Raw genomic sequence first — 17,327 nt, 5'->3', positions numbered from 1 at the left:
GAATGACTTCAGCGGTAGCAGTCGCAGCGCTGGTCCTCCTGAGCTCCCTCACCTCTCCGGCCGAGGCCACCACGGCCACCATCGACGTCCGGCACCGGCTCCAGCAGATCGACGGTTTCGGGTTCTCCGAGGCGTTCGGCCGTGCCGACATCATGCACGGCTCGCAAGGCCTGTCGGCTCCGAAACAACGTGAGATCCTCGATCTGCTGCTGTCGCGCACCTCCGGTGCCGGCATGTCCATCCTGAGGCTGGGCATCGGGTCGACCTCCGCCAACTCCATCCAGCCCGAGGATCCGGGCGGTCCGGACGCGATCCCGCGCTACGTCTGGGATCGCGACGACGAGAGCCAGGTCTGGCTGGCCCAGCAGGCCAAGGCGTACGGGGTGAACCGCTTCTACGCCAACGCGTGGAGCGCTCCCGGTTACATGAAGACCAACGGCGACGAAGCCAACGGCGGCAGTCTCTGCGGCCTGTCCGGCGCGTCCTGCGCGAGCGGCGACTGGCGGCGCGCGTACGCGAAGTACCTGGTGCAGTACGCCAAGTTCTACGCGCAGGAAGGCATCCGGATCACCGACATCGGGTTCACCAACGAGCCCGACTACACCGCCACCTACTCGTCGATGCGCTTCACCCCGGCGCAGGCGGTGGAGTTCACCAAGGTCCTCGGACCGATCGCGGCGACCGCGCGGCTGAAGGTCGCCTGTTGCGACTCGTTCGGCTGGGACCACCAAGCCCCCTACAGCAAGGCGATCGAGGCCGACCCGGTGGCACGCCGCATCGTCGCGACGCACACCGGCCACACCTACGCCTCGCCGGTCAGCGGCCCGCTGCCGACGTCGAAGCGCACCTGGATGTCGGAGTGGTCGCCGAACGGCACGACGTGGAACGAGAACTGGGACGACGGCAGCGGTTACGACGGCTTCACCATCGCCCAGGCCGTGCACACCGCGCTCACCACCGGCAACGCCAACGGTTACGTGTACTGGTACGGCGCCTCGGTCGGCACCACGCGGGGTCTGATCCAGATGGACGGCGACAACTACCACGTCTCGAAACGGTTGTGGGCCCTGGCGAACTACAGCCGCTTCATCCGTCCCAACGCAACACGTGTAGGCGCAACGACCTCGAACAGCAACCTGCAGCTGTCCGCCTTCCGCAACACAGACGGCTCTCTAGCCGTAGTAGCGCTAAACACCGGCACCACCGACGAATCAATCTCATACACCGTCAAAAACTCCGCCGCCACCAAGGCAACCCCCTACCTGACCAACACAACAGGCAACACCACAGCCCAGCCCCCCATCCGCCTGGCTGGCGGCAAATTCACCACAACCATCCCCGCCCGCTCCCTGATCACCTACAAGCTCACCCCCTGACCCCGCTCCCGTGGCGACGTTGATGAGGGGAGCTTTCATAAACCTGAGGTTTGGGAAAGCTCCCCTCATCAACCTCCCGGGCCGGGCCTCACACCGCGGTGAGGGCTGTTCCGCAGGACTCCCGGACGGTCAGAGTCGGCCAGAGGACCACGCGGTGCACCGGGCGGTCCAGCGGGTCCGCCAGCCGGGCCAGCGCGAGTTGTGCGGCCAGTGCTCCGAGCCGGTGTTTCTGGGGCCGCACGGCCGTCAGCGGCGGGTCGGACGCGGCCGCCACCTCGTCGTCGTACGACACCACGGCGAGATCGTCGGGCACGCGGATGCCGCGTTCGCGGGTGCGTTCGAGCAACCCGATCGCCTCGCGGTCGGCGTGCACCAGCACCGCGTGCACGGAGGCGGCCAGGCATTCGTCGATCACCTCGTCGACCGCGCGAGTCCACTGTGGAGAGCCGTACGGCGGTACGTCGAGCACAGGAACTCCGTGGAACGGCAGGTCCAGCGACGACACGGCGGTCGTCCAGCCCGTCCGGATGGCGTCGCTGTGCGGGCTCTGCCGGGAGGTGACGAGGCCGATGCGCTGGTGGCCGAGCGTGGCCAGGTGCCGCACGGCGAGCCCGGCGCCGATCGCGTGGTCGGTCACCGCCGCGTCCAGCGCGATCGTGGGCAGCTCGGGTGGTGGAAGGCGTTCGACGAGCACGACCGGGACGTTCTGCGCGCCGAGCCAGCGCAGCAGTTCGACGCCCGCGCGTCCGGTCGTGCTCGGGGCGACCAGCAGGGTCTGCACGCCGCGGTCGAGCAGTTCGTGAACGCGGCGGCGGTCCTCGGCGGCGTCGTAGCTGGACGCGCGCAGCACCAGCCGTCCGCCCGCCGCGGCCACGGCGGTCTGCGCGCCCTGGATCACCGCCGGCCAGTAGTACTCCACCGAGGGCGCGACCATGCCGACCAGCGGGTGCACCGGTGCGGGGCCCACCAGGGACTGCGCGCCGCGGGGGAACGGCTCGGCGTGCCTGGGCATGGTGATGCCGCCGTGCACGCGCACGACGAGGCCTCGGTCGGCGAGGGCGGTCACGTCCCGGCGCACCGTCACCGCCGACGCGCCGAGCAGGTCCACCAGCTCCTGCAATCGGACCGTGCCGTGCGTCCGGACGGCACGCAGGATCAGCTCATGGCGCTGAGCAGCCAACTTCTGGTTCATCTCTTCGCTTCTGGTCGGTTCCGAGCGTTTCTGATCGTTTCGTTGACCGCTGAGTGTGCCACGAGGTGAGGTGTGCCACATCACTCCCGCAGGAGGGTCAGCAATGAAGCTTTCCCCCGCGCTGCAGGCCCGCGGCATCTCCCGCCGCGGCTTCCTGCGCGCTTCCGCCGCCCTGGGCGCGGCGGGTCTCGTCGGCGGCTGCACCGCCACCGCCGCACCACCGGGCGCCACGAAGATCACCATCTGGTCGTGGCTGACCGGCATGGACAAGTACGTTGCCGCGTTCAACGCAGCGCAGAAGGACGTGTTCGTCGAGCTGCGGGTGATCGCGGCGGGTCTGTCCGGCGGCTACGCCCAGCAGACCAACGCCATCCGCGCGCACAACGCGCCGGACGTGCTGCACGTCGAGTACCAGGGTCTGCCGCAGATCCTGCTCACCGGCGGGCTGCGCGACCTCACGGCGGACATGGCCGACCTGGAGAGCCAGTACTCCCCCGCCGCGTGGCGCGGGGTGCGGCCCGACGGGCGGACGTGGGGCGTGCCGATGGACCTCGCGCCGATGGTCTTCTACTACCGCAAGGACTTGTTCGACCAGCACGGCATCGCGTTGCCGCGCACGTGGGACGAGTTCCGCACGGCGGCCGCGGCCGTCAAGCAGATCGACCCGCAGGCGCGCATCTGCTCGTTCCCGCTCAACGACGGCTCGTTCTTCGCGGGCATGTCGTGGCAGGCGGGCGATCCGTGGTGGACGGCGCAGGGCGACACCTGGGCGGTCGACATCGCCGGTGAGGGCACGCTGCGCACGGCGTCTTACTGGCAGTCGATGATCACCGGCAACCAGGTCGCCGGGGTCGTCTACGGCTCGCAGGACTGGATCGCCGGGATCCACGACGGCAAGCTGTGGGGCGTGCTCGGCGCGTCGTGGAGCGTCGGCACGCTCAACCGGTCCATCCCGAAGGACACCGGGCGCTGGGCCGTGGCGACCATGCCCACCTGGGACGGCAAGCCCGCCAACGGGATCCAGGGCGGCACGGCGTGGGGAGTCTCCGCGGAGAGCAAGAACCCGGAGGCCGCCATGACGTTCCTGCGCTGGCTCAGCACGAACCCCGAGGTGCCGAAGATCGGCAGCGCCTTCAGCACGCCGTTCCCCGCGCACCTGCCCAACCGCGCCGTGGCGCGCCAGGCGTACAAGGGCGGCTTCTTCCTCGGCGACCCGGTCTACGACGTGCTCGACGAAGCGGCGAAGCGGGTGCCGGACTGGACGTGGGGCCCGAACGCCCTGCGGCTGTTCTCGACCATCTCGGACTCCTTCGGACCGGTCCGCAGTGGCGGGACGACGTTGCCCGACGCGCTGCGGAAGGTCCAGCAGCATGCCGTGGCCGACATGCGCACCAGAGGACTCTCGGTACGAGAAGGGAAGTCGGCATGAGCGTCCTCGCGCCCGAGCGGACAACACCGCGGGAAGCACCTCGAAACGTCCCGGTCACCGCCCGCGCCCGCAAGAAGGACTTCGCGGGAGCGGTGCTGGCCGTGCCGTTCGCGATTCTGCTCCTGTGCACCGTGCTGGTGCCGGTGGCGTACGCGCTGTACCTCAGCCTGTTCACCGAACGACTTCAGGGCCTGGGTTTCTCCGGTCCCGAGAACGTGTTCGTCTGGCTCGGCAACTACCTCTCGGTGATCGTGGACTCCGCCTTCCACGCGAGCCTGGGCAACGTCGCGCTGTTCGCGCTCATCCACATCCCGAGCATGCTGATCGGCTCACTCGTCCTGGCGCTGCTGCTGGACTCCGGTGTGGTGCGGCTCAAGCAGATGTGGTCGCTGGCGGTGTTCGTGCCGTACGCGGTGCCGGTGGTCATCGGCGGCCTGATCTGGGCCTACCTCTACAGCCCCACGATCGGCCCGATCAAGGGACTGTTCGGGATCGACGCGTTGAGCGACGGCGCCATCCTGCCGTCCATCGCGAACATCGCGACCTGGCAATGGGTCGGCTACAACATGATCATCTTCTACACCGCCCTGCAGGCCGTCCCCAGGGAGATCGTCGAGGCGGCCAGGGCCGACGGCGCGGGCGGGTTCCGCACCGCGTGGTCGATCAAGATCCCGGTGATCCGGCCGACGATCTTCGTGGCCGCGGTGTTCACCGTCATCGGCTCGTTGCAGGTCTTCACCGAACCCATGGTGCTCAAGGGCTTCACCGGCACGGTGACCAGCACCTGGTCGCCGAGCATGTACGTCTACGAAGCCGCGTTCGTCGCCGGCGACAACGGCCGGGCCGCGGCGGCGTCGGTGCTGCTCGCGGTGATCTGCGCGCTGCTGTCCGCCGTCGTCATGCGCTTCTCGACGAGGAGGTCGTGATGAGCACGTCCATTGTGGACAGCAAGTCCCGCTGGGTCTCCGTGCCCGCGGTGCACGTGATCCTCGTGGTCGCCGCGTTGTACAGCCTGCTGCCGCTGGTGTGGCTCGTCACCTCGGCGACCAAGTCGCTCGGCGACTTCTCCACGACCGGCGCGTTCGAGTTCGGCGAGTGGAACCTGTGGACCAACGTCAAGACGTTGTTCACGCAGGAGAACGGCATCTTCTGGCACTGGCTGCTCAACTCCGTGCTGTACGCGGGAGGCGGGGCGGTCCTGGGCGCGCTGATCTGCGCCGCGTGCGGCTACGCCATCGCCAAGACGAGCTTTCCCGGCCGTCGGGTGCTGTTCGGGCTGACGCTGACCGGCGTGCTCGTGCCCACGACCGTGCTGGCGCTGCCGATGTACCTGCTGGCGTCCGAGCTGCGGGTCGTGGACACGTTCTGGGCGGTGTTCATCCCGTTGCTCACCAACCCGTTCGGCGTCTACCTCGCCAAGGTGTACGCGGACGCGTCGGTGCCGGACGAGGTGCTGGAGGCGGCGCGCGTCGACGGGGCGGGCCAGCTGCGCACGTTCTTCACCGTGGCGTTGCCGATGATGCGTCCCGGTGTGGTCACCGTGCTGCTGTTCCAGTTCATCGGGATCTGGAACAACTTCTTCCTGCCGCTGGTCCTGCTCACCGACCCGAAGCTCTTCCCGGTCAGCCTCGGGCTGTTCCAGTGGAGCACCCGGCAGACCCAGTTCCCGCAGTACACCCCGCTGGTGATCACCGGGTCGCTGCTCGCGGTGCTGCCGCTGGTGGTGGCGTTCCTGGTGCTCAACCGGCAGTGGCGCAAGGGTCTGGCCGCGGGGAGCGTCAAATGAGCAGGCCCGAGGTCATGCTCGCCATGAGCCCGGACGTCGCCGACCTGCAGTTCGGCCCGCGCGAGCTGGAACGGCTCGCGCGGCTGGCCAGGCCCGGCAACCCGTTGGTGGCGCACGACTTCTCCTCACCGGCCGTGCGCCGCCGGCTGGCCTCGGTCGAGGTGCTGATCACCTCGTGGGGTTGTCCGCCGATCGACTCCGACGTGCTGGCTGCGGCGCCCGAGTTGCGCGCCGCCCTGCACGCGGCGGGCAGCGTGCGGTCCCACGTCGGTGACGCCGTGTTCGACCGCGACGTCCTCGTCACGACGGCCGCGCACATCAACGCCGAACCGGTCGCGCAGTACACCGTGGCGTCGATCCTGTGGGCGTTCAAGAAGGTGCCGTTCCTGGCCGCGGACGCCCGCCGGTTCCGCGAGGACTGGGGTTACCGCGACCGCCGCGGCGAGCTGTCCGGGCTGGGACGCACGATCGTGCTGGTCGGGTTCTCGCGGGTCGGCCGGCGGGTGGTGGAACTGCTGCGGCGGCTTCAGGTCGGCAGGTTGCTCGTGGTCGACCCCGTCGTCGACCCCGCACTGGTGCGGGCGGCCGGCGCCGAGGTCGTCACGCTCGCCGAGGCACTGCCCCAGGCCGACGTGCTGAGCCTGCACGCGCCCGCGCTGCCGGAGACCCGCCATCTGATCGGGGCGGCGGAACTGGCCGCGCTCCCGGAGCACGCGACGCTCGTCAACACCGCCCGAGGGTCCCTTGTGGACACCGCGGCGCTGGAGGAGGCGTGTTCGCACGGGCGCCTGCACGCCGTGCTGGACGTGACCGACCCCGAGCCGCTGCCCGCCTGGTCACGGCTGTACGACCTGCCCAACGTCGTGATCACCCCGCACGTGGCCGGGTCGCTGGGCTCGGAGACCAGGCTCATGGCCGGGGCCGCGCTCGACGAACTGGAACGCTACGTCTCCGGGCAGCCTCCGCTGGAACCGGTGACCAGGCACGGACTCGCGGTGCAGGCATGATCCTCCCACCCGAGAACCGCTTCCTCTCCCCGCGCACGGGCTGGACCCGCGCGCACTGGGAGGCGGTGGCCGACCAATTGCTCGACGCCGTCCACCAGCACTGGTCGCCGCGGTGCGCGCGGATCGACCTGCCCGGCGAACCGAGCCGGTACGGCCCCGTCTCCGACGGGCTGGAAGGGTTCGCGCGCACGTTCCTGCTCGCCGGGTTCCGGGTCGCGGGCGGTGGTGACCCGGCGCTGCTGGAGCGGTACGCCTGGGGCCTCGCCGCGGGCACCGATCCGCATTCACCCGAGGCCTGGCCCCGGCCCGACGAGCTGGGGCAGGCCAAGGTCGAGGCCGCGTCAATCGCGCTGGTGCTGCAACTGACCAAGCCGTGGCTGTGGGACCACCTCGACGACGGCGTGCGGCAACGGGTCGTGGACTGGCTGGGCACCGTGGTCGGCCAGCCGTACCCGCCGATCAACTGGGTGTGGTTCCGGATCGTCGTCGAGTCGTTCCTGCGCGAGGTCGGCGGCCCCTGGTCGGTCGAGGACGTCGAGCAGGACCTCGCTCTGCACGCGTCGTTCCGGCGCGCGGACGGGTGGCTCAGCGACGGCGAGGAACGCGCGTACGACCACTACACGGGCTGGGCGCTGCACCTGTACCCGCTGCTGTGGACGCATCTGTTCGACGTCCCGGACTCGCTGTGCTCGCAGGACCTCCGCCGCACCTGGTCCGACGATCTCGCGCGGTACCTGGAGGACGCGGCCGCGTTGCTCGGCGCCGACGGTTCGCCGCTGATGCAGGGCCGCAGCCTCACCTACCGGTTCGCCGCCGCGGCACCGTTCTGGGTCGCCGCGATGACCGGCGTGCCGGGGCCCTCACCCGGCCTGCTGCGGCGGGCGGCGTCCGGGGTGCTGCGGCACTTCGTGGACCACGGCGCTCTCGAGCCCGACGGCCTGCTGCGCCTCGGCTGGCACGGCGGCTGGCCCGCGCTGCGGCAGGCCTACTCCGGACCGGGATCGCCCTACTGGGCCGCCAAGGGCATGCTGGGCCTGGCGCTGCCCGCCGACCATCCCGTGTGGACGGACGTAGAGCGGCCGCTGCCGGTGGAGAGAATGGACTACACGCGGGTGATCGCGGCACCGGGCTGGCTGGTGTCGGCGCGTCGTGCCGACGGCATCGTCACGACGGTGAACCACGGCACCGATCACGCGCTGCCCGGTGACCAGCGGGCGGACTCGCCCCTGTACGCGAAACTGGGCTACTCCACGGCGACGATGCCGGTCTCCACGGACAACTCGGTGGTGCTGCTCGACTCCGCGGGTGCGGCCAGCCACCGCGCGGGCTTCCGGACGTTGTTCGCCGAAGAGCTGCCCGGCGGTGTGGTGGCCGGTGCGTCACGGGGACCCGTGCGCTGGGTCGACACCAGCGCCGACGACTCCCCCGACCACGGCTCGGGCCGCGGCGGCGAGATCATCGAGGGACCGCCCGTGCTCGTGGTCTCCGTCGTGCGCAGCGCGGTCGAGATCCGGATCGTGCGCGTGGACGGCGACCCACCCGCCCGGAAGAGCCATGGGGGGCACATTCATGGACCTCACGTCCATGAATGTGCCCCCCATGGCTCCCGGCTGCGGGTTTCCGGCTGGCCGGTCGCGGCCGACACCCGGCCGCGGGAGGAGACCGCGGACGGCGAAGAGGTCGTGGTCACCGGGGCACGCCTGCGTTCTTCCCTGCAAGCCCTGCGCGGGTTCGACCAGGCCGGCGTGCACACCGGCACCGGCACGTCCCCGCTCGGCAAGTACACCGCGGTCCCCTGGCTGGCCACGACCGGTCCCGTGGCACGGGGTGACGTGCTCGCCGCCGTCGTGCGCCTGGACCGGGGCGGCGAGGCCGTGGCCACCCCACAGCTCATCGTGCGCGGCAACGAGATCGTGCTGCGGTGGAGCGATGGACTCGATTCGAGGATCACCCTGCCAAGTCCTTAGGAGGAACCATGGTCACCCGCAGGACAGTGTTGTCCGGTGCGGCGGCCGCCGTCGCGGCGACAGCCCTGGGCACCAGCGCCAGTGCCGACCAGACCATCACGGTCGACCCCAGCACGAGCTACGGCACGTGGGAAGGCTGGGGCACGTCACTCGCCTGGTGGGCCAACGTGTTCGGCGACCGCGACGACTTCGCCGACCTCTGGTTCACCACGAAGTCGGTCACCTACAACGGAACGACGCTGCCCGGCCTGGGCATGAACATCGCCCGCTACAACCTCGGCGCGTGCAGCTGGAACAGCGTGAACGGCGAGAGCATGGTCGCCTCACCGAACATCCCCCGCTTCAAGCAGATCGAGACCTTCTGGCAGGACTGGCGCAACACCGACCCCGGCTCGTGGCAGTGGGGTGCCGACGCGAAACAGCGCGCGTCCCTGGTCAAAGCCGCGGCGCGCGGCGCCATCACGGAGCTGTTCTCCAACTCACCGGCGTGGTGGATGTGCATCAACCACAACCCGTCCGGCGCCGCCAGCGCGAGCAGCAACAACCTTCAGTCGTGGAACTACCGCACCCACGCCTCCTACATGGCCGAGGTCGTGCGGCAGTTCCGCGACCGCTGGGGCATCGGGTTCCGCACGGTGGACCCGTTCAACGAGCCCGCGTCGGACTACTGGTCGGCCACCGGCAAGCAGGAGGGCTGTCACTTCGCCCCGTCGCTCCAGCGCACCGTGTTGCAGTACCTGCGTGAGGAGCTGAACAACCGCGGCCTGTCCGGCACCCGCATCTCGGCGTCCGACGAGACCAGCTACGACGCGGCGCGCAGCACCTGGAACTCCTTCGACACCACCACGAAGTCCGTCGTGAACCAGATCAACGTGCACGGCTACCAGGGTTCAGGTGGTCGTCGTGACCTCCTCTACTCCGATGCCCGGACCGCCGGCAAGACGCTGTGGAACTCCGAGTACGGCGACAAGGACGGCACCGGCCTGTCGATGGCCAGCAACCTGTGCCTCGACTGGCGCTGGCTGCACCCGACGGCGTGGTGCTACTGGCAGGTCATGGACCCGACCCCGGTGTGGGCGTTGATCGCCTACGACGGCACCACGCTGCAGGCGGGCGCCGTGCAGAACAAGCTCTACGTGCTGGCGCAGTTCACCCGGCACATCCGGCCGGGCATGCGGATCATCTCCGCGTCCACCGGAAACGCCGCCGTGGCCTACGATCCCGCCGCACGCCGGCTGGTGCTCGTCGGCGTCAACACCGCGACCGCGTCGCAGACGATCACCTTCGACCTGACCAGGTTCGCCACCCTGCCCACCGGGCTCATCACCCGGTGGTCCACCTCGACGACCAGCGGCAGCGACAGGTACGTCCAGCGCACCGACGTCCGGTTGGACGGCAAGCTGCTGCGGGCTTCGTTCGCGGCGGGTCAGGTGCAGACCTTCCAGCTCGACGGTGTGTCGGTGTGACGCCCGCTCACCTGCGGTCGAGGCCGAAGAACTGGACGGCGCGCAACGCCATCCCGGACGCCATCAGGTTGTGGCCGACGTTCTGCAGCGAGATGGACTCGACCTTGTCGCCGTACTTGCGGCGGGTCCAGTTCGCCTGCGGGTAGTCGGTGGACGTCGGCGTGGTGGTCAGCCGGTGGACGTTGGTCCACTGGTCGACCTCCTCGCCGAAGTTCGGGTAGCGCAGGATGTCGTCCGCGGTGCCGTGCCAGAGCTGCATGCGCGGCCGTTTGCCGTTGTAGCCGGGGAACGCCGACCGCGCGATGTCGCCCCACTGCTGCGGCGTCTTGAGGATCCGGCCGTTGGCGCACTCGCTGTTCCAGGTCGAGCCGTTGTTCGTCGCGAAGCAGCCGTCCGGCACACCGGCGAACGCCGCGCCGGCGTCGAACACGTCCGGGTAGTTGGCGACCATCACGTTGGTCATCATGGCGCCGGACGAGATGCCCGTGACGTACACGCGGGCCGGGTCGCCCTGGTACTGCCGCAGGGCCCAGCGCACCATCGACACCAGCCCGACCGGGTCGCTCCCGCCGTCGCGGCGCAACGCCTGCGGGGAGTACACGTCGAAGCACTTGTCGGCACGGGTGACCGACGGGTAGAGCACGACGAACCCGTACTGGTCCGCCAGCTTCGCGAACTCCGTGCCGCGGAACATGTCCGGGCCCGAACCGGTGCAGTAGTGCGGAGCCAGCAGGACGCCCGGCCGCGCGGCGACGCGGTCCGGTTTGTAGACGTGCAGACGGAGGTTGCTGGGGTTCGGACCGAAGTTCGTCACCTCGACGAGAGAGGCGGCGGAGGCTTGCGGTGTGACGACGACACCGAGCAGGACGGCCAGAGCTAAAGCCGTGCGTAACATGGCGCTCCTAACTTCCAACCGTGGCTTGCGAGATACCGAGGAACCCGTGTGTGGTTCCCGGTGCGGAGCTGGTGAGGTCCAGCCGGAGGCGGTCAGTGCGCACGGGAGCGAAGGTGATGCTCACCGCGCTGCCCCACTCGATCTTCGCGTCGCGCACCGGCACGAACTTCTCGCCGTTCCAGTACGACACCGCGATCGACGCGGGCAGGGCGTGGGCCGCGTCGGTGAGGAACGAGGCCTGGACCGAGCTCACCGCTCCGCCCGGCACCGGCAGCGACACCCAGTCCGTCGCGTGCGCCCGGCTCACCGCCGGCAGCAGGCCCGTGGCGCGCTTGAGGTAGTAGTTCGACCAGTACGTCGAAGCGTTTCCGTCGAGCATCGCGGCCGGGATCGTGGTGCGGGCGCCCGAGTAGCTCGCGTCCGCCGTCGGTGCCGGCGCCGGGGCGGGTTGCGGACCGGCGGTGACGGGTGCGCGGCCTGGTCGTCCGCCGGCCGCCACGACGACGGTGTTCGCGGTGCGCAGTCCCGGTGCCCGCGCTGTCACCGTGATCACGGACGACTGTCCTGATCGGACCATCGCGAGCGCCTTGCCGTTGAACGCCGTCCGCGCCGGAGCCTGGTAGTTCTCCGCGCTCTCCTGACGGCCGTTGTCCAATCCGGCCAGGGTGCCGCCGCAGACCTGGAACGAGATCAGGTCGTCCGCGTCCGGCACGACCACGCCCGCGCGGTCGACGACCTCGGCGGTGACGAACGTGAGCGACTTGCCGTCCGCCTTGGTGATCCTCCGGTCCGGCGTCAGCCGCAGCGCGTGCGGCTCACCCGCCGTGCGGACCTCGTCCCGCGCGACCTCCACGCCGCCCCGCTTGGCGACCGCGACGAGCCGGCCGGGCTGGAACGGCACCGACCACGTCAGGTGCAGCTTGCCGGCGCTGCCGTTGGGGCTGGTGTAGCTGCCGGGATACGGGCCGGTGGTGACCGTCTTGTCGTCCCCGGTCGCCTCGGTGGTCTCCAGGTACCGCGAGCCCGAGACGGTGGTCTTGGTGTCGAACTTCCGCTCCCCCAGCGACTTGCCGTCGAGGTACAGCTCGACGGTGTCCGCGTTGCTGTACGCCCACACCGACACCGGCTCACCCGGCTTGTGGCGGGTCCAGTCCATCGGCAGCAGGTGCACCATCGGTTCGTTGCTCCACTGGCTGCGGAACAGGTGGTAGAAGTCCTTCGGGAACCCGGCGGTGTCGACCGCGCCGAAGAACGACGACTTCACCGGGAACACGTCGTACGGCGTGGGTTCACCGATGTAGTCGATGCCGGTCCACAGGAACTGGCCGGCGAACCACTTGCGGTCGCGGTCCTTCTTCAACCCGTACTCACCGCTGTACGTCCACGTCTCGAGGTTGTTGTCGTACGAGGACGTGTTGCGCCTGCCCGGCGTGTAGTTCTCACCGGTGTTGAGCTGCTCCGGGTCCTGGTAGTAACCGCGGGTCGAGGTGGAGGACGACGACTCGGCCTCGAAGAAGAACTTGGTGGGGTAACGGGTGTGCAGCTCGTCGATCGAGGAAGCGTTGTTGTAGTTCAGGCCCAGCCCGTCGAGCATCTGCAGGATCTGGTCCTGCGGCGAGCCGATCGCGGGCACCCGCCGGTACCGGTCGGAGCCCATCACGATCGGGCGGGTGGTGTCGATGGCGCGCACGACGTCGATCAGCCGCCGGGCGATCGGCGGGCCCGCGGCGGCGCTGGAGTCGGGGATCTCGTTGCCGATCGACCACATCACGACCGACGGCGAGTTCTTGGCGGCGTGCACCATCTCGCTGAGGTCGGCGCTGCTGTTGGCGTCGAAGAACCGGCCGTAGTCGTACTTCACCTTCGGCGACCGCCAGGTGTCGAACGCCTCGACCTGCAGCAGGACGCCCATTTCCTCGCACGCTTTGATGAACTGCGGTGAGGGCGGGTTGTGCGAGGTGCGCACGGCGTTCACGCCCATGCTCTTCATGATCCGCAGCTGGCGGACGATCGCGTCGGACGAGACCGCCGCGCCGAGCGCGCCCAGGTCGTGGTGGAGGTTGACGCCCTTGAGCTTCATCTCCACGCCGTTGAGCGAGAAGCCGTTGTTCGGGTCGAAGGCGAAGTACCGGATGCCGGTGCGCGTGCTGACGGTGTCGACGACCTTGCCCCGAACCCGGATCTCGCTGTCCACTGTGTACAGATTCGGCTGTTCCACCGACCACAGCAGTGGCTTGGTGATCCGGATGTCCGTGGCGGCGGTGCTCGGGGTGGTGCCGAGTTCCGCCCGCGTCGTTCCCCTGCCGACGACCCGGCCGCGCGGATCCTTGACCGTCGAGACGATCTCCGCCTGGGCGCTGCTGTCGGCGACGGCCGTGGTCGCCACACGCATCGTGGCGAAACCGGACTTGACCGTGTTCTCCAGATCCGGTGTCGTCACCTGCACGCCGTGGCGCGTGAAGCGGGTTCGATCGGTGACGACCAGCCGGACGTCGCGGTAGATGCCGCTGCCGGAGTACCACCGGCTGCTGGGCACCTGGTTGCGCACCTTGACCGCGAGGACGTTGGGCTTGCCGTCCGTGTGCGCGGCGAGGTCGTAGGCGAATCCGGTGTAGCCATAGGGATGACGGCCGAGCAATACTCCGTTGAGATACACCTCGGAGTCCATGTAGACGCCGTCGAATTCGATCGACACTTTCTTTCCCGCCATCGACCGCGGCAGCGTGAAAGTTTTGCGATACCAACCGAGACCGCCTGGCAGAAAGCCGGTGCCGGCGTTGGTGTGGGCGCTTTCGACGGGGTCGAGCCCGATGCTCCAGTCGTGCGGCAGCCGCGTGTCTCGCCACAGCGGATCGTGCTCACCGGGCTGCGGCGCATCCTCACCAGTGGTGTTGACCAGCGCGAACTGCCACGCTCCGGTGAAGTCGACCGCCCGCGCAGCTGGTCGGACCTGCTCGGCCTGTGCTGCCGTCTGGACCGTGCTCAGTCCGGCCGCGACCACGCAGCCGAGTACGAGTGCCCAGAACTTGTTCGACCATCGATTCGACCGTCGAATAGCCAAAACTCACCGCCCTGTCGCGATTTCCGCGCCCGCCGACGCCATACTCACCATCACAGGAAAGCGCTTACCAATCCTCTGCGCAAGAGGCCGGAGAAGAGGTTCGATGAACAGAACGGTGGCGACCACCGCCGCTTTCGCCGTGGCCGCGCTGCTGAGTGCCGGTGTGACGCCCTCGACGGCGGCGGCACCCGTCCAGGTCTTCGTCGCGGGAGACTCCACCGCGTCGACCTACGTGTCCTCCCTGGCGCCCCGAGCCGGCTGGGGGCAGGCGCTGCCGGTGTTCCTCACCTCCGGCGCCAAGGTGGTGAACGCGGCGCTGTCCGGGGCGAGTTCCAAGAGCTTCGTCGACCTGGGCCGGCTCGACGGCATCGTGAGCCGGCTCAAGCCGGGTGACTACCTGCTCATCTCGTTCGGGCACAACGACGAGAAGAAGGAGGACCCGGCCCGCTACACCGAGCCGTCGACGACCTACAAGTCGTACCTCTCCCAGTACATCGACAGGAGCCGGGCCAAGGGCGCGAAGCCGGTCCTGGTCACGTCCGTGGAGCGACGCCGTTTCAGCAGCACGGGCACCATCACCCCGACCCACGGGGCTTACCCGGCGGCGATGCGCGAGCTCGCGGCGGCCAAGAAGGTGCCGCTGGTCGACCTCACCGCGTCCAGCACGGCCCTGTTCAACCGGGCGGGCGTCGAGGGGACTAAGAAGTACTTCCTGCACCTGAAAGCCGGGCAGAGTCCCAACTACCCCAACGGCGTCGAGGACAACACGCACTTCCAGGGGTCAGGTGCGATCGAGGTCGCCCGGCTCGTCGCCACCGCCCTGCGTGACCAGCGCGTGTTGTCCTCCGGCTCGTTCCGCCGACTCAACGACCAGATTCCCGCGAGTGCGATCGTCTGGCCGACGAGCAGTCAGTAACCGAAGTCGCGCAACATCCCCGTGTACCGCTTCGGCAGCGGGGTGGCGAACTCGTCCCGCTTGCCGGTGCGCAACCCCATCTCCACCAGCCCCTGCACCGTGAGGACGGCGGACTGGACGCCGTCGACGACGGGCACGCCGATCGCCTCCGCGATCGGCGTCGCCCAGTCCGTCATGCCCGCGCAACCGAGGACCACCGCGTCCGCCTCGTCCTGTTCGACGGCGCGGGCGCAGGCGGCCGTGACGACGTCCAGCGCGTCGCCTTCCAGCTCGAGCACCGGGATGTCACAGGCGTGCACACCCCGGCACAGGTCGCGCATCCCGTAGCGTTCGGCGAGCTCCCACGTCCGGCCGCGGGTGCGGGACAGGGTCGTCACCACGGTGAAACCTCGTCCCAGATAGGCGGCGGTGCGCATACCGGCTTCGGCCATGCCCACGACCGGGCCGCGCGCCACCTCCCGCGCGGCGTCGAGCCCGGGGTCGCCGAAGCACGCCACCACATAACCGTCCACACCGGACTCTTCACCGGCTCGGATCTCGTCCAGCAACCCCGGCACGCTGAGCGCCTCGTCGTAGTGGCTCTCGATCGACTCGGGCCCCATCGCCGGACTCACCGCGAGCACCTCGGTCCCCGGTGCGGCGACGGCCTTGGCCGACCGTTCCACCAGCGCGGTCATCTCCAGGCTGGTGTTGGGGTTCACGACCTTGATGATCACCGAGCGCTCCTGGAGGCCAGCGTGTAGACCGCCAGGGCCACGGCCATGCCGATGAACCAGGTGTACTGCGCGGCACCGGCCAGCGCGGGCACGAGCACCGGGAGCACCGCCAGGACCGCACCGGCGGCCGTCGCGGCGATGGCCTTCGGGTTGTAGCCCTTGCGGTAGTGGTAGCGGCCGCTCGGCGACATGGTGAACAGGTCGTCCACGACCACCTTCTGCTTGCGCACCAGGTAGTAGTCCGCGATCAGCACGCCGAACAGCGGGCCGATGAACGCGCCGAGCACCTCCAGCGTGTAGTGGATGACCTCCGGGCTGTTGTAGAGGTTCCACGGCGTGATGAGCACCGACCCGACGGCGGCGATCATGCCGCCCGCGCGCCAGCTGATCTTCTGCGGGCTGACGTTGGAGAAGTCGAACGCGGGCGAGATGAAGTTCGCCACGATGTTGATCCCGATGGTCGCGATGGTGAACGTGAGCGCGCCCAGCACGATCGCGAACGTGCTGTCGACCCGCGCCACCGTCTCGACGGGGTCGGTGATGAGCTCGCCGAACACCGGCAGGGTCAGCGACGTGGTCACGACCACCAGCACCGAGAACAGCAGGAAGTTCACCGGCAGGCCGAGCAGGTTGCCGCGCTTGACCGCGGCGAACGACCGGCCGTAGCGGGAGAAGTCGCCGAAGTTCAGCATCGGGCCGGAGAAGTACGACACCACGAGGGCGATCGCGCCGAGCATCACCGGGATGGAGGCCAGTCCGGTGTGGCGGACCTCGCTGATGCTCAGGTCGATCGCACCCCAGCCGGCCCGGTAGATCAGGTAGCCGGTGAGCACGAACATCACCACGTACACCGCGGGCCCGCAGAAGTCGATGAACCGGCGGATCGTCTCCATGCCGGTCCAGAACACCGCCGCCTGCACGAGCCACAGCACGGCGAACGAGCCCCAGCCGAGCAGCGGCAGCCCGAGGAACCCGTACTGCTGCACGTCCGCGTACGGCATCAGGGCGGGGAAGAGCTTGAGCAGCACCACGTTCAGCGCCGCGGACGCCAGGTAGGTCTGGATGCCGTACCAGGCCACCGCGATGAGCCCGCGGATGATCGCCGGCACGTTCGCGCCCAGCACGCCGAAGGAGGCCCGGCAGATGACCGGGTACGGCACGCCCGTCACCTGGCTCGGTTTGGCGACCAGGTTGCAGAAGACCTGCACGATGCCGATGCCGACGAGCAGCGCCAGCAGCACCTGCCAGCTGGACAGGCCGAGCATGAACAGGCTGCCCGCGGTGACGTACCCGCCGACACTGTGCACATCGGACATCCAGAACGCGAAGATGTTGTACGAGCCCCAGGTCTGCTTTTTGAGAGGAGCGAGGTCCTCGTTGGTGAGGCGCGGGTCGTACTCCGGCGTCGTGGCGGTCGCCGGACGGGCGGCTGTCTCGGTCATCACCAACTCCTCAAGCCCTCGGTGTGGTGCGAGCAGCCTGGTCTTGCCGTGTTACGCCGTCATGACGCGAACCG

The 17,327-nt window shown here is 69.2% G+C and carries 13 protein-coding genes; 8 read left to right on the top strand and 5 right to left on the bottom strand.

Features of this window, described 5'->3' with window-relative positions; all coding sequences use genetic code 11:
- The first annotated feature begins 2 nt into the window (after positions 1 to 2).
- Positions 3 to 1,376 carry a glycoside hydrolase family 30 protein gene (locus tag G7043_RS15490; RefSeq protein WP_166046295.1) on the top strand — a complete coding sequence of 458 codons (1,374 nt, stop codon included), beginning with the start codon at positions 3 to 5 and terminating at the stop codon, positions 1,374 to 1,376.
- 88 nt (positions 1,377 to 1,464) lie between these two features.
- On the opposite strand, the gene G7043_RS15485 is transcribed toward G7043_RS15490, so the two are convergent.
- Positions 1,465 to 2,568, bottom strand: coding sequence for a substrate-binding domain-containing protein (locus tag G7043_RS15485; protein ID WP_166046294.1), 1,104 nt, complete (start codon positions 2,566 to 2,568; stop codon positions 1,465 to 1,467).
- 103 nt (positions 2,569 to 2,671) lie between these two features.
- Here G7043_RS15485 and G7043_RS15480 point away from each other — a divergent pair, with 103 nt between their 5' ends.
- From G7043_RS15480 to G7043_RS15455, 6 genes are read left to right on the top strand one after another with little or no spacing between them, the layout of a single operon-like run.
- A complete protein-coding gene (locus tag G7043_RS15480) occupies positions 2,672 to 3,997 on the top strand; it encodes an ABC transporter substrate-binding protein (protein ID WP_166046293.1) in 1,326 nt (441 codons plus the stop codon).
- Complete coding sequence (locus G7043_RS15475; RefSeq protein ID WP_166046292.1) at positions 3,994 to 4,923, top strand: carbohydrate ABC transporter permease; 930 nt, start codon at positions 3,994 to 3,996, stop codon at positions 4,921 to 4,923. Before G7043_RS15480 ends, G7043_RS15475 begins: the two co-directional genes overlap by 4 nt.
- A gap of 50 nt (positions 4,924 to 4,973) precedes the next feature.
- The gene (locus G7043_RS15470) at positions 4,974 to 5,783 is read left to right on the top strand and encodes a carbohydrate ABC transporter permease (RefSeq protein WP_313887899.1); all 810 of its coding nucleotides are present in this window, start codon (positions 4,974 to 4,976) and stop codon (positions 5,781 to 5,783) included.
- A complete protein-coding gene (locus tag G7043_RS15465; RefSeq protein ID WP_166046290.1) occupies positions 5,780 to 6,790 on the top strand; it encodes a hydroxyacid dehydrogenase in 1,011 nt (336 codons plus the stop codon). Before G7043_RS15470 ends, G7043_RS15465 begins: the two co-directional genes overlap by 4 nt.
- The gene (locus G7043_RS15460) at positions 6,787 to 8,757 is read left to right on the top strand and encodes a DUF2264 domain-containing protein (RefSeq protein ID WP_207311161.1); all 1,971 of its coding nucleotides are present in this window, start codon (positions 6,787 to 6,789) and stop codon (positions 8,755 to 8,757) included. The genes G7043_RS15465 and G7043_RS15460 overlap by 4 nt, the downstream gene beginning before the upstream one ends.
- An 8-nt stretch (positions 8,758 to 8,765) precedes the next feature.
- On the top strand, positions 8,766 to 10,223 hold the full coding sequence (locus G7043_RS15455; protein WP_166046289.1) for a glycoside hydrolase: 1,458 nt from the start codon (positions 8,766 to 8,768) through the stop codon (positions 10,221 to 10,223).
- 7 nt (positions 10,224 to 10,230) lie between these two features.
- Here G7043_RS15455 and G7043_RS15450 read toward each other — a convergent pair whose 3' ends face one another.
- Both G7043_RS15450 and G7043_RS15445 read right to left on the bottom strand, forming a co-directional pair.
- A complete protein-coding gene (locus G7043_RS15450) occupies positions 10,231 to 11,118 on the bottom strand; it encodes an extracellular catalytic domain type 1 short-chain-length polyhydroxyalkanoate depolymerase (RefSeq protein ID WP_166046288.1) in 888 nt (295 codons plus the stop codon).
- Positions 11,119 to 11,125: 7 nt separating this feature from the next.
- Entirely contained in the window at positions 11,126 to 14,119 is a 2,994-nt protein-coding gene (locus G7043_RS15445; protein ID WP_313887894.1) for a glycoside hydrolase family 2 TIM barrel-domain containing protein, read from the bottom strand.
- 163 nt (positions 14,120 to 14,282) lie between these two features.
- On the opposite strand from G7043_RS15445, the gene G7043_RS15440 reads away from it, so the two are divergent.
- A complete protein-coding gene (locus G7043_RS15440) occupies positions 14,283 to 15,095 on the top strand; it encodes a rhamnogalacturonan acetylesterase (RefSeq protein WP_166046286.1) in 813 nt (270 codons plus the stop codon).
- On the opposite strand, the gene G7043_RS15435 is transcribed toward G7043_RS15440, so the two are convergent.
- Both G7043_RS15435 and G7043_RS15430 read right to left on the bottom strand, forming a co-directional pair.
- A complete protein-coding gene (locus tag G7043_RS15435) occupies positions 15,089 to 15,811 on the bottom strand; it encodes an aspartate/glutamate racemase family protein (RefSeq protein WP_166046285.1) in 723 nt (240 codons plus the stop codon). The two genes, G7043_RS15440 and G7043_RS15435, sit on opposite strands and share 7 nt — an antisense overlap.
- The gene (locus G7043_RS15430; RefSeq protein WP_166046284.1) at positions 15,808 to 17,253 is read right to left on the bottom strand and encodes an NCS1 family nucleobase:cation symporter-1; all 1,446 of its coding nucleotides are present in this window, start codon (positions 17,251 to 17,253) and stop codon (positions 15,808 to 15,810) included. Before G7043_RS15430 ends, G7043_RS15435 begins: the two co-directional genes overlap by 4 nt.
- Positions 17,254 to 17,327 lie beyond the last annotated feature (74 nt).

The organism is Lentzea alba (assembly GCF_011067745.1).
Classification (GTDB): Bacteria; Actinomycetota; Actinomycetes; order Mycobacteriales; family Pseudonocardiaceae; genus Lentzea; species Lentzea alba.
Note: the sequence above shows the minus strand (reverse complement) of the source record. Positions and strands in the feature narration are given on the sequence as shown.

What these genes read in the sequence shown, in the direction of transcription:
- G7043_RS15490 (WP_166046295.1), top strand. Translation starts at nt 3, where the DNA reads ATGACTTCAGCGGTAGCAGTCGCAGCGCTGGTCCTCCTGAGCTCCCTC.
- G7043_RS15485 (WP_166046294.1), bottom strand. Translation starts at nt 2,568, where the DNA reads ATGAACCAGAAGTTGGCTGCTCAGCGCCATGAGCTGATCCTGCGTGCC.
- G7043_RS15480 (WP_166046293.1), top strand. Translation starts at nt 2,672, where the DNA reads ATGAAGCTTTCCCCCGCGCTGCAGGCCCGCGGCATCTCCCGCCGCGGC.
- G7043_RS15475 (WP_166046292.1), top strand. Translation starts at nt 3,994, where the DNA reads ATGAGCGTCCTCGCGCCCGAGCGGACAACACCGCGGGAAGCACCTCGA.
- G7043_RS15465 (WP_166046290.1), top strand. Translation starts at nt 5,780, where the DNA reads ATGAGCAGGCCCGAGGTCATGCTCGCCATGAGCCCGGACGTCGCCGAC.
- G7043_RS15460 (WP_207311161.1), top strand. Translation starts at nt 6,787, where the DNA reads ATGATCCTCCCACCCGAGAACCGCTTCCTCTCCCCGCGCACGGGCTGG.
- G7043_RS15455 (WP_166046289.1), top strand. Translation starts at nt 8,766, where the DNA reads ATGGTCACCCGCAGGACAGTGTTGTCCGGTGCGGCGGCCGCCGTCGCG.
- G7043_RS15450 (WP_166046288.1), bottom strand. Translation starts at nt 11,118, where the DNA reads ATGTTACGCACGGCTTTAGCTCTGGCCGTCCTGCTCGGTGTCGTCGTC.
- G7043_RS15440 (WP_166046286.1), top strand. Translation starts at nt 14,283, where the DNA reads ATGAACAGAACGGTGGCGACCACCGCCGCTTTCGCCGTGGCCGCGCTG.
- G7043_RS15430 (WP_166046284.1), bottom strand. Translation starts at nt 17,253, where the DNA reads ATGACCGAGACAGCCGCCCGTCCGGCGACCGCCACGACGCCGGAGTAC.